This window comes from Methylobacterium hispanicum (genome assembly GCF_022179285.1).
Taxonomy (GTDB): Bacteria; Pseudomonadota; Alphaproteobacteria; order Rhizobiales; family Beijerinckiaceae; genus Methylobacterium; species Methylobacterium hispanicum.
This window is the reverse complement of the sequence record NZ_BPQO01000004.1, coordinates 35,959-58,724: the sequence shown is the minus strand read 5'-3', so window position 1 is coordinate 58,724 and position 22,766 is coordinate 35,959. Positions and strand designations below refer to the sequence as shown.

The window sequence follows — 22,766 nt, the reverse complement described above, 5'->3', positions numbered from 1 at the left end:
CGGCCCGATGTCGACGCCGGCGGCCTCGCACTCGGCGGCGGCGCGGCATGGTCGGTCGCGGGATGGCCGCCAGCCGTGCCGCCCCGGATGGAAGCGCCGGCGTACCGAAGCCCTGCCTGACGGTCCGTCGATGCTGGACGGCCCCGCAAGGTGCGGGGGGCGGCGATCGCGTCCCGGGACGTGCGCGCGCCGATCCCCGCGGGCCGTGGGCGGCCTCACTCCCCCAGGTCGGCCATGACCGCGTGCATGTGCTCGATGGCCTGCAGCGCCTTGTGCGCGTCCATGGGAACCGGCTGCCCCTTGTTCTCGAAGGGAATGCAGATCGGCTTCTCGTCGAACGAACGGTAGCCGCCTGCCGCGCCGGCGGAGCTGCGCTTGAACCACCATTCCTGGGCGACGTAGCGCATCGCGTCCGCGGCGCTGCGGTCCATCAGATGCTGCTCGAGGGCCTCGCGCTCGTGGAGCGTGCCCAGCGCGTCGTCGACCTTGTCGGGCGGGCGCCCGCGCGTCTTGAACCGGCGGAACGTCTCCTCGTGAAGGCTCGGCGCCCCGTCCTCGGCGACGTCCGCGTGCACGGCGTCGAAGACGGTCGGCCAGCGGCCGTCGTTGGCGGTGCGGAATGCCTTCGTGTCGATCGGGCCCGCCCTGACGCCGAGGATCTCGAGGTCGCGCCGCAGGTGCATGGCGGCGAGTTCGGCGAGATGGGCGGGCGGATCCGCGACGTCCCCGCGGACGAAAGCCCACCTGCGGGTTCCGTTCCAGGCGTAGAGGACCGGAACGAAGCCCCAGGTCTCGCGGCGCATGTCCGTGCCCTTCGCCGGATCGAAGCCCTTCCGCTCCATCAGGGCCCGGACGGCCCCCTCGTCGGCGAAGAGGTCGGGCGCGATCCGCGCTCCCAGGGCGGCGTCGATCACGCCGCAGCGGCGCACGAGTTCGACGAGGAGCCAATCGGAGCCGAGATCCGGCAGGGCACGCTCGTCGGCGATGTCGTCGATGTGGAGGATGTCGTCGACGTAGAGGCCCTCCGGCATGACCGAGGAGAAGCAGAACCAGGTCGAGGCCTCGCCGCCCCGGTACACGGGACGGAGCCGCCCGAGGAACTGCGACTGCTCCTCCTCCCGGTACTGCCGCTGCACCATCCTGGCCCACCGGCCCGGATAGCGCGGCACCTCGATCCTGACGTCGTGCCCGGAGCGCATGTGCACGAGCATGTCGTCGGGCGGCACGCGCAGCGCGTTGCCCTGGGCGTCGAGGCCGTTCCCGAAGCGGTCGAACGGCTCCTCGGGCGCGTCCTCGTCGTATGTGAGCGCCGCCACGACGCCGTCGACCACCCAGACGGGGGGCTCGAGGCGGCCGAACGAGATCGCGGCGTCGTGGTGCTTGGCGAAGTCGAGGCCGCGCACGGCGCCGTAGTGCATCCAGTCGACGTTCTCCGGCGACTTCCAGCCCGTGTTGATCAGGCGCCGCGCCTTCATGGTCGAGCCCGCCACGACGCGGCTGTGCCCGTACATGGCCGAGATCAGGGATATGGCCCGCCGGACCTTGGCGAGACGGCGCGCGCAGTCCTGCACGATCGCCGGAGCCGCTCCCCGCCCCGGCAGGAGCTTGGAGGTCGCATAGGTCGAGTCCGCGATCGCGACGACGCGCACGTTGAGGTCCCGGACGACGGCGACGTCCGTCTTCCGGTCCTCGGCGCCCGAGCGCGTCCAGATCCGGGCGATGATCTCGGGCTGGGCGGAGGCGTCCAGCAGGAGAAGCGGCTTGTCGATCCAGTTCGGCTCGGTCCGCCATGAGATGCGGACGTAGTAGCGGGGGCTGCCGTCGGAACCGGACTCCTCGATGCGTTGGATGCGCATGTCCCGAGCGCCCTTCGCCCTGTCGCGCCAGACGAGCATGCGCAGGTCCTTGTTCAGGCCTTCCTGCTCCTCCAGCAGGGCCCGCTCGGTCTCCGAGCCCGGCTCCGCCCGTCCCAGCTCCGCCTCGATCGCCGCGAGGCGTGCCTCCCAAGGGGCGCGACGCGCCTCGGTCAACTCGCGGTGCACCCTGTCGACCCGGGCAGCCTCCAGCCGCTCGGACACGATCTGCCAGAAGCGGTGCTCCTGCTTGATCCCGACGCCGGTCGGGCGCGAGCAGATCTCGGCGACCTGATCGAGGTCGAGGTCGGGGGTGATGAGCCGCCCGACGTCGAAGGCGGTGCTGCAGCAGCGCACCGCGCACTTCACCCACTCGTCGGCTTCGGGATGGCGCAGAAGGGCCGCGACCGGGTCCTCCGACCTGTGGGCGACCAGGGCGTCCATGACGACGTCCACGGCGCGCCGGCGCCCCTCCAGGATCGATTCCGGGTCGACCTCCTCCTCGCGCTCCTTTCTCGTCAGCTTCGGGGTCGGACGCTCCTTCTGGAGGATGCCGAGCTCGAAGCGGTCCGTGTGCAGGAAGAGATGGTGGACCCGCTCGTCCGCAATGACCGCCCGGACCTCCTTCAGCTCCTCCGGCAGGGGAAGCGCGAAGAAGGCGTGGGGCAGGAACACCACGTCCATCTGGCGGATGCGGAAGCGCTGCTCGATGGCCGGGCACGGCTCCTGGTGGTTCACGGCCGGATGGAAGTCGCAGTACTTCGTCGTGCGGTCGCCCGCCGGACCGCTCTCGGACGAGCAGAAGCCCGCCGTGCCGATCCCCGCCCTGGCCGCGAGTTCGACCTTGTCGCGCATCATGCAGCCGGCCTGGATCTTCCCCTTGTAGATCATGCACCGGAGCTTGAGGTTCCTGGCTTGGCCCATGAGCTCGGCAAGACGCGACTCCGCGGCGTCCTCCTCGATCAGGCCGAGATCCGACGCCTCCCGTCGCAGATCCGCGACCGAGGCCGAGGGGTCGAGCCCGAGGATGTGCGCACGCTGCCGGAGTTCTTCGATGTTGGCGTAGGTCGGCAGCATGAACACGATCGGGCAGCGCCCGACGACCTTGTCGCCGTTCTCGTCGACGTACTCGTAGTCCTCCGCCACGCGTGGCCCGAGAAAGCCGCCCGTGACGTCCGGATCCGGCCGCTCCGTGCCGTCCCGCGCGATGAATTCCAGCGTCTGCGAGGTCTTGCCGGCACCCGTGGGGGCCTGGATGAGCGTCAGGGGCGCGCGCCGCTGCTCGGGAGGCAGATAGATCGCGTCGAAGAATTGCCTCAGGGTTCCCTGGATGCCCTGCGTGACGGCCGCGCCGGTCTCGCTGCGGTCGGGGCGCAGGGCGCGCGCGGCGGCGGATCCCTCGACGCCTTCCGCGACGCTGATCGGCAGGGCCGTGCGGCCCTGGGCCTTCGACGGATCCAGGCTGGCCGCGGGCTTGGGGAGGAACGACAACGGGTCGCGGGAGGCTCGCGCGCCGCCCCGTGGGGCCACGGCCGAACGTCCGATCACGCGCCCCGGCCTCTTGCGCTCGGGCGTCCAGGGCTTGAGTTCGCCGCGACGCAGCTTCTCGATCGTGTAGCGGACCTTGCCGCGGGCTTCGAAGGTGAGGCGGGTGGCCCACTTCCCGTCCACGACGGCGTTCTGTTCGAACTGCTCGACCACGATGGCCGTCAGCCGCTCGAGGCCGCCCTCGGCGAGCGCGGCCTCGGCGTTCATGGGAACGATGGACCATGCGAGGTGGCGCAGATACTCCTCTCGGCCGTCGCTGATCCGGCCGTCGGAATCCTCGACCCAGTTGGCCGCCCCGTCCGCGCTGCGGCGCCGGCGGGGGACGGTGAGCTGCGTGGTCTCGTCGAATTCCAGGACCACCTCGCCCGCCTGGAATCCCGCGCCGCGCGCGAAGGGATGCAGCACGTCGACGGCGTCGATGAAACGCTGGACGTCCTCGGCGGTGACGGCCGGAAGATCCTCGGGCCGCGTCGTGAGCGGCGTGCCGGCCTCCCAGCTGAAATTGCGGCCTGTCCGGTGGTGGCGACCGTAGATCGTCACCGATTTCGCGTAGTTCAGGATGTCGAGGCCCTGCTCCCGCCCGCGGCCGGTGGCGTCGCGGAACTTGAAGGCCGTGCGGTGGAGCTTCTGCGCGTCCTCGGGCGAGGCCCATCGGAAGAACAGCGCGACCTTCGGCGCATTGCCCACGCGCCTGAGCGGCGTGGCGCCGAGGATGTCCTCCGCCAGCCGACGGATGTCGTAGCTGAGGAGTTCGTCGAGGACGTCGACGTCGACCGAGAACGCGTCGCCCGAGCCGCGGCCGAGCACGAGGGCCACGTTGTGGGCGGGGCACCAGCGGATCCAGTCCTCCAACGCGTCCGGCCGCGGCAGCCGCTCGTCGAGGCGGTGGTCCTCCCGCCACTTGATCACCTCGCGGCGGATGCGCCCCGGCAGGCGTCGGTCGCCGTAAATCTCCTGGGGATAGACCGCCCAGCCGTTCGCCACGAGATCGCGGGCGACGTCGCCGAAGATGGTTTCGCCAAGCGCGTAGGATTGCGAGACGGAGTCCGGCTGCGCGTCGTCCTCGGCCAAGCGGACGGCGCCGAGGGCGGCGAGGCGGCGCTGGACGATCGATCCCGAAGGCAGGCGCGAAGGTTCAGACACGGATGGCGGCGCAGGGTCTCGAAGGAATGAATCAGCGCGTGCATCGTGCACGCCGGGCCGCGAGGGTCAACCCGACGAGGGCGTAAGGGTAAACGAAGGAATGAATTTGACCCTTGAAGCGTTCGGATCCCCCGGCCGGCCGCGGCAACTCCTCCTGCCGGACAGCGGTCGTCGTCGGCCCGTCTCGGCCCAGGTCGACGCCCTTCGGTTCTTGCCGGCGAAAGGCTTCCTCGCCGACACGCCGTGGCGCATGCACGCACGCCTCGGCCCCGGGAGATTTCGGCGACGATGGCGCCCTGCGTGGCGGCAAGCCGTGCCGATGCGCTCGATCCCGCTCCCGCCCGGGGCGAGGCGGCGCGCGCGGAAAAGCCTTACCCGGACGGCTTCGGTACCGCCGCCAGCGCTATTGGCCTCCGTCTCGGTCTACAGGCTACGCGGTGCATGGTCCGTCTCCGCGCGCTCGACCGGCCGACCGCGCATCGCCGTCCGGGACGGGATGGCCCAGGGCGCGCACGCGACACTTCGTTCCTTGTCACGATCCTCATGGCCTGTCGCCGCCGGCGAACTTGACCGTTGCTTCGCTCGGACCGACAACGGCCGCATGCTTCCGAAGCCGCCGCCAGTCGCGATCCTTCGTCCGCCTCAGGCGACGGTCGCGCCGCGCCCCGCCGCGCCGCCCCGCGATCCCAACGCGCCGCAATCCCTGTCGGGGGCTGAGGCCAGTCTGATCTTGGACATCGACGGAGGTCCGCTGGGCGCTCCGGCGGAGTGGATCCTGCGCCGGGCCTTCTATCTCGCGAACGCCGCGCTCGGCGCGGCGCCCGCCTTCTTCCAGCAGGCCGTCGACGACTACGGTGCCTTCATCCGTTGCCGCCCCGTCGCGTGGTGCCACGGCGAGAGCCGCCTCGACCCGGCGCCACGCGTCTACCGCGCGCTGCTCGGCGACCCGCTGGGCTGGTGGGATCTCCAGGACAAGCTGCCCTTCGAGCCTGTGGCGACCGCCGCCGGCCGCCTTCTGTCGCTGCGCGGCTTCGACGACGACGATCCGGGGCTTCAGGCGGCCGTCGACCAGATCCTGGGCCGGATGACGCCCTGGCAGACGTTCGCGGCTGAGAACGCCTCCGACATCTACGAACGGCGGATCGAGATCTACGGGGCGCTCGGCGTCGACCCGCCGCAGGCGGGTTCGGTCGAGCGGGAGATCGTGGACGAGTTCTTCGTCGAGGTCGTCCGCGCCGTCGTCCGCCCCGCCAAATCGGCCTCGACGGAGCGGGCCTACGACGTCTCGGACGTTCGGCACATGGCGATCGGCGGCGTTATGCGCGCGCTGACCTGGGCCGGTACGCCGGTCCTGTCCGACCGGACGGATCTGGAAACCGAAACGGACGGGCAGACCGCGAAGGCGGAGGTCGAGGCCGAGCCCGAAGCCTCCTGGGCCGCCCCCTCCCCGGCGATCTGACGGGCGCGGATCCTTCAGTTCGTCAGCAGGATGCGCATCGACGTCGGCGAAAGCACCTCGACCGCTTTTGGATCGAGGGACAATCCGGACCCCCACCCCTTCGCGCTGAAGGGCTGACAGCTGAGCGGGTACTCGCCGTGGTTTGGCTTCTGGTCGGGCGCCGTCCACTGCCGGCATAGCATCAGATCGATCTTGGCGACGTCCTCCGGCTTCATCCAGGCCTTCCACGATTCGACCGGCGTCGTCTTGTCTACGAGACGGACCCAGACCGTGTTCGCCACCTTGGTGCGGACGTTCCTCGGGATAGGGCTCTCCTTATCCAGAACGTAGCGGTCCTCCAGCAACTCGGTGACGGAGCACTTCCAGAACTCATAGAGCTTGATCGTGGCGCCCGGCACGACGAAGGTACGCCCATCGGCGGTCCTGACCGTGGTCCGGCCCGACGAGCCGTGCCACTCCTCGTGCTTCACGATCTCGACCGCCTCGCCGTAGGGAACCAAGTCGTCCCCATGCACCCAGCGGTCCGGCCCGATCTGCTTCCAGGTGTGCGCCATTCCAATGCCCCGGGGGCCGTTGCGCATGACGATCTCGCTGTCGGCCCAGACCCACCCCTTCTTCCCGGGCAGGGCTGCGAGATCCTTCAGGGCGTTCGAGGGCTTGCACTCGCTCTCGGCGGCCGCAGGCGAGGCTGCAAATAGGATAGCCGCGGCAAACCCCGCCAATCCGGCAACTGTTCTGTTCATCGGTCTGCCTGACATCCGCATTCTGGCTTAGCGTAGGGCCGAGACATAAAGGAACAGGGGCGCCGATCATTAAACTTGCCTGCAATCGGCCCATGTGGGCCAAGCGCCGGCCGCGTCTCAGCCCAGGATCATGCCTACTGCCGGGCCGCTTCGGCAGGCGGACGGAGAATGCCCAGATCGATGCATTTCTGGCGGCCGATCAGGTCGATCACGGCGTCGGCCTGCCTGGACGACAGATGGAAGCTTTCGTCGGAGGGGTGTTCCGCCGCGATCAGCGATCCCAGTCCGCTCGTGACTATGTCGCAGCTGACGCCGTTTTCGATCAGTCCGTCTATTCCCTCGACGACGACCTTCCTGGGAATGATGCAATCGGCCCCCAGCAGAATCCCGTTCGAGGCGGCGGACGCCGAGATGGCGACGGCCTGCCTGACGGAAGCGTTCATCGATTTGTTCGGATAGCTTTGGGTCTGTCTTGCCACGAACTGCCTCGACGGCTTGATGACCACCGAGTTCATCCGGGATATGTTGTTGACGAACGCGTTGATGACTGCCCTTTCCGGATTGTCGCCGGGCGATCCGGAAAGCGTGGCCTGATGCTTCGCTCTGGAAGCAGGGGCGGGGCCGCGTTCCGAGCCGCCGCCGGGGGCTAGGTTCGTAAGCGGACCGCCCTCATGAAGGCGACCGATGGCCTTGATCAGTTGCGTCTCTCGTTCGTGCGCGGAAGCTTCCGTGCCGTGGCATGAATCGATCTCATAGGAGATGCCAAGGCCGGCGGATAGGATCGACCGAATGACGTTCAGTTTGTACGCGTTGCTTCTCCGGTCGTTGACGTGCCTCGCTTCGTTCTCGTGATTGAGGATCCGAGAGGTGCTGCCTTTCCCGACATAGAACGGGCGTCCGTCGGGTCGCCTCAGAACATAGACGTAGTAGCCGGTTCGCGATTTCAGGAAGACCTTGCACTCGGACTTCGAGCCGAGGAAAAGCTTTCCAGTCTCCATGGTATCGCCCCCCGCGCCCGGCCGAGCCTGCGGCACGGCCGCCGAGCCTGGCGACGCCGGCGCGGCGGCCGTCGTGCGTGCTCGGGAACCGCGCCAGACATAAGCCGCTAGGAGGGGATGCGCGAGAGGACGCTGCGGCTCACGGGCGCGGCGTCGTCGAGGCCTGCCGGGGCCTACGCTGGTCCGTCCAGCCGTGCCGGGCGGCCGCTTCGAGCAGGAGCACGCGGGCCGGCGGGTATTTCGCTGCGAACCGCGCCCGCATCCCCGAATCGAGCAGGGCGAGGCGTCCCGGGCTCGAGTCGTCCTCGATGTCGGAGATCTTGACCAGAATCGCCGGCAGGCTCGCGGTCGCGCAGAGCTGCTCGATCCATTCGAGGTACGGCACGCGCCCCTCGAGCTTGGCGAGGGCCACGAGTCCCTCGACCACGACCGGGGAGAACCCCTCCCGTGCCAGATCCGCTGCCGTGTAGGGTGTGTCCTCGAGAACGTCGTGCAGCCACGCGATCTGGGCCACGACGTCGACGATCCATTCGTCCGTTCCGTGGGGCAGCTTGTCGTCGGCCAGGATCGCCACCCGCTTCAGGTGGCGCCAGTAGGGCAACCCGTCCTTGTCCTGCCGTCCCTCGTGGACGATCCGGGCGAAGGCCTCGGCGTCGCGCGCCGTCCGCCGCAAGGGAGGCAGGACCAGCGGCCGCGGCGCTTCCCCCTCCCCGCCTCTTCCTTCGCTCGCGGCGCCGCCGGCCATTCGGTCTCCTCCCACGTCCGCCCGCCGCTCCCCGGAGTCAGGACGCTCTGGCGATCATCGCGTCGTCGATCTTGATCTGCACCCGCGGCTGGGCGTTGAACTCGTCCACGGCGACCCGGCCGAGAACGTCCACCGGCAGGCCCTCGCTCGCCGCCAGGGCGTCTCCGAGGCGGGTGCCGACGGCGTTGAACAGGATCGCCTCCGTCGAGCCCGCCGGGCCTTCCAGCAGCAGCTTCACGTGCCGCTCCTTGAGGATCCGCACGCGCCGCGCGACGCCGCCGACCACGGCGACGGACGGCTGCTGGTTGCCGGCGCCGTAGGGTGCGAGCGCCTCCAGAGGAGCGATCGCCTCGACGGAGGCCGTTCCCGCCTCGGCCACGACGTCGACCTCGGTCGGCGGCCGCTCGAAATCGAACGCTTCCGCGCAGACGAAGCGGCGCAGCTCGTCCAGACGTCCCGCCTCGATCGTGAGGCCGGCGGCCATGCGATGACCGCCGCCGGCGATCAGGATGCCCTGCTCCCGGGCGCGGATGATGGCCGTACCCACGTCGAAGCCGTCGACCGAGCGGCACGAGCCCTTGCCGAACTCGCCGACGACCACGGCGGGCTTGTCGGTGGCCTCGCGGACGCGTGCGGCTACCAAGCCGACGATGCCCGGATGCCAAGCGGCATCCTCGATGACGATCACGGGATCGGCCGCGAACTCGGCCGACGCCGCCCGGGCGACGGCGGCCTCGACCATCTCCTTCTGCATCGCCTGCCGCCGGGCGTTGAGTTCCCGCAGGCGCTTGGCGGTATCGCGCGTCTCGTCGGGATCGTCAGACGCGAGCAGCAGGGTACCCAGACGCGTGTCGTCGATCCGGCCGGCGGCGTTGATGCAGGGTCCGAAGACGAAGCCCGCCGTGCGGGGCGTGAACACCCTCTCTCCGGTCTCCTCGACGAGTGCCCGGATGCCGGGGTTGCGGTCGAGCTTGGGCAGTCCCTGGACCACGATGGCGCGGTTCAGGCCGGTGAGAGGGACCACGTCGGCCACGGTGCCGAGGGCGGCCAGTCCGACGAGATCCATGGGGTCCGGCGCCAGGATGCCGAGCTGCTCGAAATAGCCCTCCGCCCTGAGCAGGCGGTTCAACGAGACTGCGAGCAGGAAGGCGAGACCGGCGGTGCAAAGGTCGGTCTGGCCCGAGACGTCGTCCGGCCGCTTGGGATTCACCAAAACGGCGTCCGGCAGCGGAAGGGTGCGGCTCGGCTCGTGGTGGTCGACCACCACGACGTCCATCCCCCTCGCGCGGGCATGCGCGATCGGCCCGTGCGCGAGCGTGCCGCTGTCGAGCACCAGCAGGAGCGTCGCGCCCGCCTCCGCGATGGCGTCGACGGCGCCGGGATTGGGGCCGTACCCTTCGCGGATGCGGTCCGGGATGTAGTACACCGCGTTGGTATGGCCGGCCGCGCCGAGCCAGCGGAGCATGATCGCAGTCGATGTGGCGCCGTCGACGTCGTAGTCGCCGAGCACGCCGACGGTCTCTCCGCGCCGGACGGCCTGCGCGATCCGCGCCGTCGCCTCGTCCATGTCGGCGAGCGAGCTCGGGTCCGGCATGCTCGTGCGCAGCATCGGCTTGAAGAAGGTGTCGAGGTCCGATGGGGCGACGCCGCGCATCAGCGCGATCTGCTTGGGCAGGAACAGCGGATCGTCCGCCTCGACGTCCGCGAACTCGTTGGGCACGCTCCAGCGGTTTCCGCGCAGGGAAACCGCTGCCACGTAGGGATAGGGCGGCGCACCCTCCTCCGCCAAGGCGGGGCGAGCCGCCGACGGCGGAGGCGGCGAAGGGCGGCGGATCTGGGCTGCTGCGGTCATGGCCGTCGCGGACGTTCCGTTCATGGGTCTCAGACGCCCTCCGCGGGCAGCGGGGTCGGCCGGACCGGGCGGTTGCGCCAGCCGATCCGGTAGGCGGGATCGCACCGGTCGGCCATCTCGAAGAGGAAGGGCGAGGCGAACTGGGCCCGGGCGAAGCGCTCGTCGGCGTAGCTGACGAGGCATTGCCGCATGGCCCGCGTGACGGCCACGTAGAGGAGCCTGCGCTCCTCCTCGACGTCGGTGGACTTGTGATGGGGGAGCATGGCGAGCTCGGCGCCGACGACGAACACCGTCGGCCATTCGAGCCCCTTGGCCGCATGGATGGTCGAGAGGACGACGGCCTCCTCGTCGTCGCCTGCGGTCGAGGTGCCGGACGAGGCCTCCACGTGCTCGAAGAAGCGGGCGTAGGTGCCGCATTCCGCCGCCTCGATGGCGGCCTGTTGGGCCGCCTCGATCCAGAGCCCCGTCCGGTCGGGCGGGAGGCCTTCGGGCACGAGGTTCGCCACGAGGTTCGAGGCCGGCTCCGCGGCGGAGGCCAGCGGCGCCCCCTTCATCGTGTGGAGGAACGCGCCGATCCGGCGCTTCCGCGGATGCTTCTCCAGCGCATCCCGATCCTCGCCGGAGGCGGATCCCGATGCGACCCGGAGGACGGACACGAACAGCCGGACCTCGGGCAGCGACCAGAAGCTGCCGATCCCGGAAAGCCTGACCGGGATCTTCTCGCGCGACAGCGCGGCCTGGACCACCGGCGCGAGCGAGCCCGAGCGGAACAGCACGGCGACGTCGCGCGGTCGGACGCCGCCGCGCAGGCGACGGGCGATGGCCTTGGCCACCGCGGACGCCTCCTCGCGGTCGTCCCCGAACCCGGCGATGTGCACGCCGTCGCCGTCCTCGGGCTCGACCATGGGCAGGATCGTCTTCTCGACCCGCACCGTGTTCACCGTGACCACCGCATTCGCCGCCGCCGCCACCGCCGGGGTGCAGCGGTAGTTGCGCGCGAGCACGTAGCGTGTTCCCCCGCGGAAGCGGCGGCCGAAGTCGGTGGCGTAGCGGACGTCGGCGCCCCGCCAGCCGTAGAGCGCTTGGTCGTCGTCGCCGACGACCCAGAGGTTGCCGCCCTGCCCCACCAAGGCCTCGAGCAGCGCGATCTGCAGCCGATTGGTGTCCTGGAACTCGTCGACGAGGACGTGCCGGAACCGGCGCTGAAGGAACGAGCGGACGGCTTCGTCCGAGCTGGCCGCCCGAACGGTCGCGATGATGAGGCGTGGGAAGTCGCAGACGCCCCGCTCCGCCAGTTCGCGCTCGTAGGCGGCATAGATCTCGGCGGCCTGGACGAGATCGGGCGTCTGGCGCCGGGCGGCCTCGGCCGCGGCTTCCGCCGGAGAGACGAGACGATCCTTCCAGCGGGAGATCATGTCGGCGAGGTCGGCGTACTCGCCGTGCCACGTCAGGCCCGTATCCTTCAGGAGCGCGATCTGGGCGTCGCCGGCGACGATCTGGAAGTCCTTGGGCAGCCCGGCCCGCGCATGGAACCGCCGGAGCAGCCGGACGCAGAGCCCGTGGAACGTTCCCACGAACATGCGGGCGAGTTCGGTCTCCGCGATGTCGCCATGCGCCTCCACGAGCCGGGCGCGCACCTCCTGGGCGGCCTTCACCGTGAAGGTCGAGATCAGGATCGACTCGCGCGGAACCCCGATGCGGTGCAGGTGGAGGTGGCGTCCGATCAGCGTGCGCGTCTTGCCCGAGCCGGGGCCGGCGATGACGATGGCGGGACGCGGTCCCGCATGCGTCGCCGCGCGCATCTGATCGTCGTCGAGCTGCAAGGTTGATTCCTTCCAGAAGGAACGATCGGCCGATCCTCCGCATCCGTCAACGCCGGGGTGGACGGATGCTTAAGGAACGACCACTCGGAAAAGGCGGATGTTCGGTTCAGCCGGCGCGGGCTGCCTCGCGCACCGGCCTGCGGGGCGGTTCCGGCTGCGTCATGCCGCGGCTCGCCGCGGCCTCGGGCGACAGCTCGAGGACGATCCGGTCGATGATGCCGTTCTTGACCTCGTCGCCGATCTTGCCCTGCTCGAAGGCGTCCTTCAGCCGGCGGGCGATCTCGAGCTTGGCGCTGCCGGTCCTGAAGCGCGCCGCGAGGCGCCTGCGGGCCTCCTTCGGGCCCAGGATCGCGTAGAGCCGCTGCCTGAGCTCCGAGTCCTCCGCGGTCGTCGAGAAGGCCCAGGCCTCCACGGGCGAGAGCGTGTTGACGAGCATGTGCTCGTGCTGGCCGTCGCGGAGCTGGATCTTGACCAGGAACGGCGCGCCGCCGGGGCCGGGACCGTTGAGGTGGTGCTTGATGATCGTCTCGGCCGTCCGCGAGAGGTCGAAACGCTCGGCCACCTCGCGGGCGTTGCCGGCGTTGGCGACGCCCATGATCCAGATGCCGGTGGCGACGTTGATCATCTCCCGCGGGAAGTCGTCCAGCAGCTGCGACGCGAGCACGATGTGCACGCCCCATTTGCGGCCCTCGCGCATGTCGATCATCACCTGCTCGCGCACCTGAGGGGCGACGCTCGTGCGGTGGAACTCGTCGTAGACGAGCCGCTTGGGGGTCTCGCGGATGCGTCGGATCCGCGAGCGGTGATGCTCGCGGTACAGGTCGGGGATGAGGTTGACGATCTCCTCGTTGAGATAGAAGTCGCGGGCCGTGGCGTAGCGGGCCAGCATGTAGCTCATGGCCGTCGACTTCGCGGCGAAATCGCCGACGCTCGGTGCCACCTCGTCCAGGTCGAGGGACACCACGCGGGCCGCGCCGATGTCGAACCGCGTCGGCACCGTGAGAAGCGGATAGGCGGCCGAGACCGCGGTGATCATGCGGGCGAACACGTCGATGACCTTCTCGCCCGTCCCGATCATGGCCGTGCCGAAGTTGTTGACGATGCGGTCGTCGCGCAGGACGAGCTGCAGGTCCTCCAGGAGCGGCACCGCGCGCCGCTGGGCGAGAATGGCCTCGCGCTCGGCGTCGCGCTCGAAGAGGGCGTCGACCACGTCCCACCACGTGAACCCGCCGCCGGGCACGATGATGCCGCGGCTGCGCAGCGCCTCGTCGACCTCGAAGTCCTCGCCCTGGACGTATCGTTTGGGTGCCGAGTTCGCGATCTTCTTGTCGTCGAAGCGCGCGTAGACCTCGTCGACCACTCTGGCGGCGATGTCGGCGAGGCCTTCGGGCGAGTGGTCCGACCCCACGGGCGTGCCGAGCAGCGAGAGGAAGTTGACGAGGAACGCCTTCTCGTTGGGCAGGGGGTAGCGGCAGCCGAGCTGGGTGTCGAAGGGATTTATGGCGTAGTCCTTCGTCATCCGCAGGCGGTGGTAGGCGACCTCGTGGCGCCGTTCGATCGGCAGCGCCTCCTTGAGGAGCGAGATCAGGCCGGACGACGAGCGGCCGATGTCGATGATGGCCACCCGCGGCAGCATCTGGCCGCCCGTGCCGGTGGTCGCGGCCGGCGACAGGCAGGTCGCGAGGCCGGTCGTGTTCAGCCACACGCTCTTGCCTTTGCCGGGCGGCGCGAAGACGAGATCGATGAACGCGTCCTGCTTCTCCGTCCCCGGCTGATAGGCCCAGGGGCGGCCGTCGCCCGTCCGGAAGAGCACGGATCCGAAGGGCCAGGGCGAGGCGTCCCGGTTCCAGGGCAGCATCCGGATCACGTCCTGGAGCGGCGGGACGCCGGCGGGCGCGGTCGAGGCGATGTCGAGGCCGAGCGCGGAGGACATGACGCACGCCAGCGGATCGCCCGACAGCTGGGAGGCCTCGCAGTACCCCCAGCCTTCGACGGCCCGCTTCAGCCTGGACGAGCGGTCCTCGATCAGGCGGAGGTCGTCGGCCGGGGCCCAGGTCGCGAACGAGATGCGCATGCGGCAGACGACGAGGCCATCCTCGGCCACGAGCGCCTTGAGATCCTCGATCGCCTCGCGGATCGCCCGGTTCTCGCGGTTCGTGAAGGTGAAGATGGCCGCCAGGAAGCTTTTGACGCCCAGCATCGACAGGCCCTCGCCCTCGATCAGGGCCGAGAACCGCCAGGGCATCTCCTTCGAGACGTTGCCGTCGATCATGCGGCCGAGCAGGTAGGCGAAGTTCTGGACCTCTTGCGGACCGACCGCCATGTCGACGCCGGCGAAGTTGTAGGCGCCGACGCGCACGATGCGCGGGTTCACCCGTTCGGCCTCCCGATCGAAGATCTGATCGTCCAGTCGGGGCCAGAGATAGTGGCTGGCGTCGGTCGGGGAGAGGTCCGGACGCCTGCGCGGCACCGGCCCGCCGGGCAGGGAGGGGAGCCAGCCCGAATCCGTGAGATCGGGGTAGATGGAGGAGCGGACCGCCTCGATGGCCACGTCGGCATTCAGGGCCTCCGCGCGGATGCCGACGTTGCCGAGATCCGTCATGAGCGAGTCCACGAACGACTGATGGCGCGTCACGAGCGCCCGCACCGCCCGGTTGATGTCCTGGGCTTCGGCGAAGGTGGGCCATCCCTTTGGCGGCCGGGTGTCGATCTTGGCACGTTGGAGCTCCTGCTTCGTCAGGATCGAGAGCCTGGTCCAGAGGACGAAGTGGAAGCCCTCGGCCACGACGTAGTTCGGCAGGTGGTTCTCCTTGGCATCGAAGACGTCCTCGAAGTCGAGGCCGAGCGAGGAGGCCACGTTCCGCGGAGCGCGCATCAGGTTCCGGACTACGAGGCCCGACAGGTCCGGATCGCGCGCGAACCAGACCTGGAGCGCGTGCCCAGGCCTTCCGAAGTACGGGCTGAGCTGGACCGTCAGGCGCTCGATCAGGTGCTCCAGCTCTTCGTCGCCGAGGATCTGACGCACGCCGTCGATGCGCAGCACGGTTGCGAGGGAACCGTCCTTGGCGACGATCGTGTGGCCGCCCTCCGAGGTCTCCAGCTGGGAGAAGGCGGTGAGCGGCTTGCGCGCGTAGCTCGATGCGATCGAGCCGATGGTGCCGAGTACGCTGGTCAGACCCATCAGGGGCGCTCCGGATCGAATGTTCGCAGGTGCCCCGACCGTTCGAGCGCGAGGGACAGATCCATCGCGTCCAGGGCGTCGGGAAGAGCCCTGTGGTGGCGCCGGGGCGGACGGCCGAGAAGGCCTGCGCAGGCCTCGTCCAGGGCGAGATGCCCTCCCCCGCGCACGGCGGCCCCGGCCGCGGCCGAGGTGCAGGCGAACTCGCGGCCGGGCCCGAAGGGGTCGGGCGAGCCGAACGCGATCTCGATCGCCACCATCGTCGCGTCGAAGGGAACGAAGTGGATCGCGATGCGCCCCGCCCCGGCAAGGAACGCCCTGAGGCGTCCGAAAGCCTCCGCCGCCGGGATTCCTTGGCGGCGCGCGGCCGACACGGTGATGCCGTGAAGGTCTCGCATCTCCATCGGGATGGTGAATCCGTCCGGCCGCAGGAAGCTGCGGAAGGTGTCGACCACCTCGCCGTCGGGACGGTAGAGCACGCAGCCGATCTCGACGACCCGCGGCTGACGGGGATGTCGTAGCGGCAGGCCGGGCGCGGGCGTCCCCGTCGTCTCGGTGTCGAACGCGGCGAACATCAAGGAACGTGTTCCGGCCTCACGAAGGAATGACCGGAACGACCCTACCCCGATAAATCCGGTCGGCAAAGAGGATCCATGCCTTCAGCCGCCGAAGCCGGGGCCGGAGGGAGGTGCCGGACGCGGCAGGACGATGCGCGGGACGGCTGGGCGGACCGCGCGCGCCGGCTCGGGCCGGACGGCGGCGGCATCCGGAGCGGCTGCGGGCGCGGAGCCGGGCAAGGGATGGACCCTGACGCGCGGCGGTCCTCCCAGGGAGGCCGGCACGCCGGCCCCGGGCACGGACGGCGGGACCACCCTGGGCGGCGTCGAGCTCCCCGGCGTCACGGGGACGGCCTGGGCCGGGCGCGCGGCCTCCCGCCGGGCCGGCGCGAAACCGCACTCGAGCGCGGCCCGCTCCACGAACTCCGCGAGTCGCGTCCAGCGCAGATCGGATGCCCGCCGCGATACGGCGTCCTCGAGGGCGCTCCGCTCCCCCACGACGAAGAGCAACTCCTCGGGGCGCGTCCAGCCGGTATAGAGGATCGTACGGTCGAGCATGCCGGCATGCGCTCCCGATGCGACGATCACGGCCGCGGTCGCCTGCGAGCCCTGCATCTTGTGGATCGTGCAGGCGTAGGCGAGGATCAGCTCGCGCCAGCGCGAGACCGGGTGCTCGACGATCTTCGGACGCGCTCCGGCAGCGTCGGGGTCGAAGGCCACCTTGATCACCCGGCGCTGACGGCCCTCGGTCGAACGGTCCTCGACGCCGACGATGGTTCCGACGTCGCCGTTGAAGACGTCGTTCTCCTCGTCGTTCCGCGTCGCCATCACACGGTCGCCGACCCGCGGCAGGGGCATCTTGGGATCGTCCCGCGGCCCGTGGAAGACGCCCTCGATGGCGCGGCCCCCGGGATTGAGGGCCGCCGAAAGCCGGGCGTTCAGGTCCCACGTACCCGCCGGGCCGGGGGCCTGCGGGCTCATGACCGCGACGTCGCGCGCGGGATCGAGACCGAGCTGGGTCCGCATCGGCCCCGTCACGAGCCGGACGACCTCGTCGGCGATGCCGGACGCGTCGTGCTCGTAGAAGGCGAGACCGCCCCGGACCTTGTTGTCCATGAACGGCACCTTGCCGTCCTTCACCGTGCGGGATTCCCGGGCGATGCTGGACGTCTCCTCCTGGCGGTAGATGTTCGCGAGACCGACCGACGGAACGAGAGGACGGTTGCCGGTCCTGGCGGACAGCAGGTCCGCCAGGACGTTGCCGGCCCCGACGGAGGGCAACTGGTGCGGGTCGCCGATCAGGACGAGGCGCCCGTCGGGCGGAAGCGCGTCGACCACCGCGGCCATCGTCTGGGCGTCGATCATCGAGGTCTCGTCGACGAGCAGAACGGTGCCGGCCGGCAGCGGATTCTCGCGGTTCACGCCGAACATGCTGCCGCCCGTCCTCTTGTCCTCCCGGGCGAGCAGCCGCCTGTGCAGGGTCGAGGCCTTCCGCTTCGTGGCGGCGGAGGCCCGCTTGGCCGCCTTTCCGGTCGGTGCCACGAGATCGATCCGGCGGTGGCCGAGGTCCTCCAGGACGGCGATCAGCGCTTCGGTGACGGTCGTCTTGCCCGTGCCGGGCCCGCCGGTGAGGATGAAGACCTGGGACAGCGCGGCGCTGCGGACCGCCTCGCGCTGGACGGCGTCGAAACGGGCGAACTTCCGGTTTCCGGCGAAGACGCGCTCGATCGCCGCGGAGACGCGTTCCGGCGCGTGCGCGGGCGGGACCCGCAGCATGTCCACGATCCGGCGCGCGACGTAGGCCTCGGCCACGAGCATCTCGGGCAGGTGGACGACGAAGCCTTTCGGAGACCGGTCCACGCGTACCGGTCCATCCCTGCGGCCCGCGGCCGCCAGGAGCCAGTTCTCGACCTGCCCGGTCGTCCCGGCGTCCCGGCCGAGCAGGGCCGCGGCCTCCTCGCTCGCCCGGACGGCGGGCAGCCCCGTCGATCCCTCGCTCCGGGCCCGGTCGAGTGCGGAGAGGACGGCGGACTCGATGCGGCGCTCGTCCCCGGGCGGGATACCCATGTCGGAGCCGAGCTTGTCCGCGTTCGGAAAGCCGACGTCGGGGACCCGCGAGACGACGTAGGGGTTCTCGCGCAGCACCTTCCAGGTGTCGTCCTTGTAGGCCTCGAGGATGCGCCCGATCGCGTGGTCGTCGACGCCCGCCTTGGACATCGCCACCACCGCGCGGCGGTTCGAGAGCCGGCGTGCCCAGTCCGCCAGGATGAACCCGCGGAAGCGCGCCGGGTCGGACGTGATCCCGGTCAGGATCTCCGGGTTCTGCTCGGCCTTGCGGCAGGCGGCGGCGCCGTGCGCCTCGACGAACGCCCGGATCGAGGCCGGCGTCGCGCCGTGGCGGCCGGCCTCGAAGATGCGCGAGAGGAAGACGACCGCACCGTCCCGCGTGGCGGGCAGGTCCGGCTTCACCGATACGGCGTTGAAGATGTGCTCGGTCCTGCCCCTGAAGACGTTCGGCCGCCACTCCCCCCGGGCCAGGAACCAGTCGCCGACCTCAAGCGCGAGCGAGCGCGACGAGGCCTTCGCCTCGACCATGCCGCCGGCGGTCTCGTAGCGGACGACGTAGAGGCCGCTGCCGCCCTCCTCGGGCTTCTTGCGGACGTGCGTGACGATGCCGGCGATGGTTTCCATGCGGGTCCGGTCCTTCAGGGCTCGGCCGAAGGTTCGTTCCGTTCTGACAGCGGAGCACGAAAATCGAAAAGGTCGGCCTCAGACGACGCCGACCGCCCGCAGCACGGCCGCGCCGACCGCGCCCGACGCCAGCGCCGGCCCGTAGGGCGTCCAGTCCATCCCGGACCGGCGCATCGGGATTCCGTAGGCGAGGACGGCGCCCGCCGCGAGGATGAACATGCAGAGGGCCGGCATGGGACCGAACCACGCGGCCGCGGCAGCCGACAGCGCGACGTCCCCGCCCGACATGGCATCGACCTTGAAGACCCATCCGCTCAGCGCGAACACGCCTCCGACCAGAGCGAAGGCCAAGAACGCCCCTTGGACGCGCAACTGCAGGTCGGGCTCCAGGGGAGACGCGAGGAGGCCGCCCCAGAAGAGCGCGAGGCTCGCCCATTCGGGGATCTGCTGGGTGGTGAGGTCTACCCATCCGGCCACGACGCCGGTCCACAGGATCGCGAGCACCGCGGCGGTCGCCGGAGTCGGGCCCATGGACAGAACCAGGACCGCCGAGGCGAGGCCCACGGCGGCTTCCGCGAGCGGATAGACCGGATCGACCGCCGTCCTGCCGCAGGGGCAGCGCCCGCGCTGGGCGAGCCATCCGACCACGGGAAGCCAAGCGAGGGGCGGAAGCGGCTTGGAGCAGGCGTCGCAGAAGGACGGCGGGAAGGCGAGGCCCAGCGTCGGGTCGGCGTCCTCCACGAGCCCCCAGCGGTGCGGCAGGCGCCATGCGGCGAGGCCCGCGAAGGACGTCAGGGCGGCGCCGAAGACGGCGGCCAGGAGCGCGCTGAGAAGCGGGAACTCGGCGAAGAGCTGGACGAGGTCCGGCATGGTCATGCTGCCTGCGGCTGCTCGCCCGTCGGCGACTTGGCCGACTTCGCCGCCAAGGCCGTGCCCATGGCGACGAGGTGGCTCGCCCTCTCGCGGAAGTCCTTCACGATGTCGGCCACGGGATCCCTGGTCTCGAACCAGCGCTGCCGCGCCACCTCGTCCATGGCCGCCGCGCGCTGGACCATGAGATCGGTCTCGCGCTCGTAGACCGCGCGCATGAGCCTGGAGAAGTGCTTGACGAGCGATTGCAGCACGGTCCGCGCCTCCGCTTCGGGGCACTCCTCCACGACCATCCTCGGCAGGTTCTCCTGCGCGGCGTCCACGACGGCCTCGAGCAGGCGCCGCTGCAGAGCCGCGGGGTCGGCGGCGCGGAAGTCGTAGGGGAGCGTCTGGCAGGCCATCAGGGAAGAGGCGGCGACGAAGGTCAGCGCGACGGAGACGTTCGGAGAGGCCTGGGCGCCCCGCCCGTAGGGGCTGAAATCGAAGCGGCCGTCGGCGAGCCGCAGCACCGCCACGATGGCGCGCGCTTCGAGCGTCGCGTCGACGGGAGCGTCGAAACCGAGCCAGCGCTCCACGACGTACTCGACGACGTCGGGGCGGATCATCCGGATCGCCTGCTCGCTCGCCCGCTGGGGCGGAACGTCCTCCATCATGGCCACGACGAGCATCGCCACGTCCCTGGCGGTCTCGCCGATGCGTGCCGCATGGTCGTAGAAGTCGCGGTCGCCCGTGCCGATGCCGCGGCGCGCCATGGCCGAGAAGATCGCGGCGTTCTGGTTCAGGAACTGCTGCAGGCTGATGCGGAACTCGCGCGCCCGGCGCTCCGCCTCGTCGGCGTCGGCCTCTATGCCGCCCTTGTTGGAGAACCCCACGGCGGACCCCTCAGAAGTTGGTGGCCGCGCGCACGTCGGCGTCGTCGGCGATGCGGTGATCGAGATCGTTCCTGCGCAGGAAGCGGCGGAACAGGTTGTTGACCGCCTCGAGGGCGATCTCGTCGCCGGAGATCGTCCGGCGCACCGCTTCCGAGAGCGACAGCATCAGCACGAGGGGCGATTTCGAGGAAAGACGGGCCACGCGGTAGCCGAGCAGGGCCTCGTCACCGTCGCTGACCAGCTGGATCCGGAAGCCGCTCTTCCCGCGGGCGCGCGCCACGACCGGGGCCGCGATGTCGCTGGCCGCGACCAGGAAGGCGGGCAGGAAGAACTGCGGATGGGCGAGATCCGCAGGATCGACCGCGATCGAGCTGATCCGTGCCGGACGTCCTCCGGTGGCGTGTGAGACGACGGCGGCCGCGAAGCGCAGAAGCCTCTCGTCGTCGACCTTCGGAATGGGTGCCGGCGAGAGGTCCCTCTCGAAGGTCTCGAGGGACCTCTCGTCGCGCCATGCCTGCTGCTGCGGCGTGATGTCGTTCGGCACGTAGGGGGATCCGCCCGGAACCGGGGACAGACGATCCATGGCCGCCTGGACGCCGTGATCACCGATCGGGAGAACCGAGAGACGGCCGATCGCTTCCAGGAGGGCGTTGCCGAGATCGTCGCCCGAACCGGTGACGACGCGTTGGCCGGCGTCGCCGCGGGGGCGGCCCGGCGCGTGGACGATGCCGACGACGGAGTCCGGGCGCGCGCCGAGCTTGGCCGCCACGGACGCGGCCGCGGCCGCGGCGATCGCGTCGACGTCGCAGACGCCGCCGTCGGAGCGCACCCAGACCTCGCGCACGGGATCGTGGCGACGCCGCAAGCCCGGCAGCACGATCAGCGCGAACACGCCGCTCTCGGGATGGAGGATCACGCCGGGATCGTCGCCGCGCGGCTGCACGACGACGTGGATGTCGTCCAGGAAGTCCTCGGCGGCGAAGAGCGGCTCCCGCATCTCCTCCGCGAGATCGGGCAATGGGCGTGCGGGTACGAAGCGGGCCATATTCCGGTCTCCCCAGACGACTTGCCAGAAGGAACGAATGGAAGCAACTTCGCCCTGTTCCTTCGACAAGTGCAAGCGGAAAAGCCAATGAAGTCGGCAGCCATCGGACCCGAAGGCCGCATCGCGACCGCCAACGGCATCGAGGACTGCCATCCCTTCGAGCTCTGGGTCGCAGGGTGTCTGCGGGACGGTTCAGTCACGTTCCACGGAGACGACGTGGTGCTCGGCGAGAAGGCCGCAGCCCGCTTCGCGCCAGGCGTCGACCGCCAGAAGAAGATGGCCGTGCTCGGGGTCGTCGAGCGCGACGCGGAGCCGATGCGCGCCATGCCGTGGACGTCCGCGGCGCTCCTGGCGGGCATCGAGGGGCGCGAATGGATCGCCCTCTCGGCGAAGGACGCGCGGATCGGGAACGCGAAGGAGATGTCGCCCCGCCAGATCCGGCTCTTCATCCCGTTGGATCTCGTCGTCTACGAGGCCATCAAGGAACTTCCGGACGGCCGGATCGAGCTCGTTTCCCTGCCCGTCGCAGACGGCCGCGTGGTCGCGGAAGGCCGCCCGATCCTGACGCTGCCGTTCAAGAAGATCCGCGCCTGACGCCTGCTCGAAACCAAGAGGGCGGACGTCGCATCGACGTCCGCCCTCTTGGACTTTGGGTCGCATCTCGTTTCGTGTTCAGCTCATTCCGAGAGCCTGCATGTAAAGCTCGAGGATCGCTTCTTCTTCCTGGCGCTCGGCGTGATCCTTCTTGCGGATCCGCAGGATCTGACGCACCGCCTTCGAATCGAAGCCGCGGCCCTTCAACTCGGCGAACACGTCCTTGATGTCGCCTTGAAGGCCTGCCTTCTCTTCCTCCAGACGCTCGATGCGTTCGATGAACTGTTTCAGTTCGTCGGCGGCGACGCCCTCCGAGGACGACACGTCCCCTGCCTTCGGCATGCTGTGTGCGTTCATGATCTACTCCTTCGAGATCGGTCGATCCAGGTCGTCGCGCCGGCGCGCCGGCGCGGATTTCCGGTGTCCCGCGAAGAACTCGCCGGATCCGCGACGGGCCAGCCTGGGCGGATCCGTTCCTTCCCGGAGCGGTGGGGACACATGACGCCCTCGGCGGCGGCGTGTCAACATTGAATGAAGGAACGGATCCCGGATCACATGCGGGTCGGTCGCGGTACGAAGTCCGGCGCCGGCTCGATCGTGGGCTCCACCCCCTGGGGGGCGGCGGACGGCGCGGCGCCCGGCGCCGGGGCCGGCGTGAAGGCCGCCGCCATGCCGGGGCTCTTCAGGCGGACGGCCGCGACGTCGTGGGCGTCGGCGGGAAGCGCTCCGTCGATGAGCGTCGTGCCGCTCGCCGGCAGGACGCTGAGGGTCTGTGTGCGCACGGTTCATTCCTTC

At 70.1% G+C, this 22,766-nt stretch carries 16 protein-coding genes; 2 read left to right on the top strand and 14 right to left on the bottom strand.

Annotated elements, in window-relative coordinates; genetic code table 11:
* Positions 1 to 215 precede the first annotated feature (215 nt).
* The gene (locus MFF56_RS05865; RefSeq protein WP_238229671.1) at positions 216 to 4,544 is read right to left on the bottom strand and encodes a bifunctional DNA primase/polymerase; all 4,329 of its coding nucleotides are present in this window, start codon (positions 4,542 to 4,544) and stop codon (positions 216 to 218) included.
* Between the two features lie 730 nt (positions 4,545 to 5,274).
* Between MFF56_RS05865 and MFF56_RS05860 the strand changes: the two genes are divergently transcribed.
* On the top strand, positions 5,275 to 6,003 hold the full coding sequence (locus MFF56_RS05860; protein ID WP_238229670.1) for a hypothetical protein: 729 nt from the start codon (positions 5,275 to 5,277) through the stop codon (positions 6,001 to 6,003).
* Positions 6,004 to 6,017: 14 nt separating this feature from the next.
* Here the strand turns inward: MFF56_RS05860 and MFF56_RS05855 are convergent, their stop codons facing one another.
* The 11 genes from MFF56_RS05855 to MFF56_RS05805 form a co-directional block, all read right to left on the bottom strand.
* Positions 6,018 to 6,746 (bottom strand): hypothetical protein, encoded by a 729-nt coding sequence (locus MFF56_RS05855; RefSeq protein WP_238229669.1) that lies wholly within the window; start codon positions 6,744 to 6,746, stop codon positions 6,018 to 6,020.
* A 134-nt stretch (positions 6,747 to 6,880) separates the two neighbouring features.
* On the bottom strand, positions 6,881 to 7,744 hold the full coding sequence (locus MFF56_RS05850) for a GIY-YIG nuclease family protein (RefSeq protein WP_238229668.1): 864 nt from the start codon (positions 7,742 to 7,744) through the stop codon (positions 6,881 to 6,883).
* Positions 7,745 to 7,883: 139 nt separating this feature from the next.
* Complete coding sequence (locus MFF56_RS05845; RefSeq protein ID WP_238229667.1) at positions 7,884 to 8,489, bottom strand: metal-dependent phosphohydrolase; 606 nt, start codon at positions 8,487 to 8,489, stop codon at positions 7,884 to 7,886.
* A gap of 37 nt (positions 8,490 to 8,526) precedes the next feature.
* On the bottom strand, positions 8,527 to 10,209 hold the full coding sequence (gene recJ, locus MFF56_RS05840; RefSeq protein ID WP_238229666.1) for a single-stranded-DNA-specific exonuclease RecJ: 1,683 nt from the start codon (positions 10,207 to 10,209) through the stop codon (positions 8,527 to 8,529).
* A 161-nt stretch (positions 10,210 to 10,370) separates the two neighbouring features.
* Positions 10,371 to 12,164 carry an ATP-dependent helicase gene (locus MFF56_RS05835; protein ID WP_238229665.1) on the bottom strand — a complete coding sequence of 598 codons (1,794 nt, stop codon included), beginning with the start codon at positions 12,162 to 12,164 and terminating at the stop codon, positions 10,371 to 10,373.
* Between the two features lie 106 nt (positions 12,165 to 12,270).
* Positions 12,271 to 15,345: a putative type IV secretion/conjugal transfer ATPase gene (locus MFF56_RS05830; RefSeq protein ID WP_238229664.1), complete on the bottom strand. Its 3,075-nt coding sequence runs from the start codon at positions 15,343 to 15,345 to the stop codon at positions 12,271 to 12,273.
* Complete coding sequence (locus MFF56_RS05825; protein WP_238229663.1) at positions 15,345 to 15,917, bottom strand: 3'-5' exonuclease; 573 nt, start codon at positions 15,915 to 15,917, stop codon at positions 15,345 to 15,347. The genes MFF56_RS05830 and MFF56_RS05825 overlap by 1 nt, the downstream gene beginning before the upstream one ends.
* Positions 15,918 to 16,001: 84 nt before the next feature.
* Positions 16,002 to 18,590, bottom strand: coding sequence for an AAA family ATPase (locus MFF56_RS05820; RefSeq protein WP_238229662.1), 2,589 nt, complete (start codon positions 18,588 to 18,590; stop codon positions 16,002 to 16,004).
* 78 nt (positions 18,591 to 18,668) lie between these two features.
* Positions 18,669 to 19,466 (bottom strand): prepilin peptidase, encoded by a 798-nt coding sequence (locus MFF56_RS05815; RefSeq protein WP_238229661.1) that lies wholly within the window; start codon positions 19,464 to 19,466, stop codon positions 18,669 to 18,671.
* Positions 19,463 to 20,332 (bottom strand): hypothetical protein, encoded by an 870-nt coding sequence (locus MFF56_RS05810; protein ID WP_238229660.1) that lies wholly within the window; start codon positions 20,330 to 20,332, stop codon positions 19,463 to 19,465. The genes MFF56_RS05815 and MFF56_RS05810 overlap by 4 nt, the downstream gene beginning before the upstream one ends.
* A gap of 10 nt (positions 20,333 to 20,342) precedes the next feature.
* Positions 20,343 to 21,329 carry a hypothetical protein gene (locus MFF56_RS05805; protein ID WP_238229659.1) on the bottom strand — a complete coding sequence of 329 codons (987 nt, stop codon included), beginning with the start codon at positions 21,327 to 21,329 and terminating at the stop codon, positions 20,343 to 20,345.
* Between MFF56_RS05805 and MFF56_RS05800 the strand changes: the two genes are divergently transcribed.
* On the top strand, positions 21,282 to 21,971 hold the full coding sequence (locus MFF56_RS05800) for a hypothetical protein (RefSeq protein ID WP_238229658.1): 690 nt from the start codon (positions 21,282 to 21,284) through the stop codon (positions 21,969 to 21,971). The genes MFF56_RS05805 and MFF56_RS05800 overlap by 48 nt on opposite strands.
* A gap of 78 nt (positions 21,972 to 22,049) precedes the next feature.
* Here MFF56_RS05800 and MFF56_RS05795 read toward each other — a convergent pair whose 3' ends face one another.
* Both MFF56_RS05795 and MFF56_RS05790 read right to left on the bottom strand, forming a co-directional pair.
* Positions 22,050 to 22,313: a DUF2312 domain-containing protein gene (locus MFF56_RS05795; RefSeq protein ID WP_238229878.1), complete on the bottom strand. Its 264-nt coding sequence runs from the start codon at positions 22,311 to 22,313 to the stop codon at positions 22,050 to 22,052.
* 209 nt (positions 22,314 to 22,522) lie between these two features.
* The gene (locus tag MFF56_RS05790) at positions 22,523 to 22,753 is read right to left on the bottom strand and encodes a hypothetical protein (RefSeq protein WP_238229657.1); all 231 of its coding nucleotides are present in this window, start codon (positions 22,751 to 22,753) and stop codon (positions 22,523 to 22,525) included.
* Positions 22,754 to 22,766: the final 13 nt, after the last annotated feature.

Excerpts from the sequence above, each read along its gene's own strand:
- MFF56_RS05795 (WP_238229878.1), bottom strand. The coding sequence starts at position 22,313 with ATGCCGAAGGCAGGGGACGTGTCGTCCTCGGAGGGCGTCGCCGCCGAC.
- MFF56_RS05850 (WP_238229668.1), bottom strand. The coding sequence starts at position 7,744 with ATGGAGACTGGAAAGCTTTTCCTCGGCTCGAAGTCCGAGTGCAAGGTC.
- MFF56_RS05855 (WP_238229669.1), bottom strand. The coding sequence starts at position 6,746 with ATGAACAGAACAGTTGCCGGATTGGCGGGGTTTGCCGCGGCTATCCTA.
- MFF56_RS05825 (WP_238229663.1), bottom strand. The coding sequence starts at position 15,917 with ATGTTCGCCGCGTTCGACACCGAGACGACGGGGACGCCCGCGCCCGGC.
- MFF56_RS05820 (WP_238229662.1), bottom strand. The coding sequence starts at position 18,590 with ATGGAAACCATCGCCGGCATCGTCACGCACGTCCGCAAGAAGCCCGAG.
- MFF56_RS05845 (WP_238229667.1), bottom strand. The coding sequence starts at position 8,489 with ATGGCCGGCGGCGCCGCGAGCGAAGGAAGAGGCGGGGAGGGGGAAGCG.
- MFF56_RS05815 (WP_238229661.1), bottom strand. The coding sequence starts at position 19,466 with ATGACCATGCCGGACCTCGTCCAGCTCTTCGCCGAGTTCCCGCTTCTC.
- MFF56_RS05830 (WP_238229664.1), bottom strand. The coding sequence starts at position 15,345 with ATGGGTCTGACCAGCGTACTCGGCACCATCGGCTCGATCGCATCGAGC.
- MFF56_RS05805 (WP_238229659.1), bottom strand. The coding sequence starts at position 21,329 with ATGCGGGAGCCGCTCTTCGCCGCCGAGGACTTCCTGGACGACATCCAC.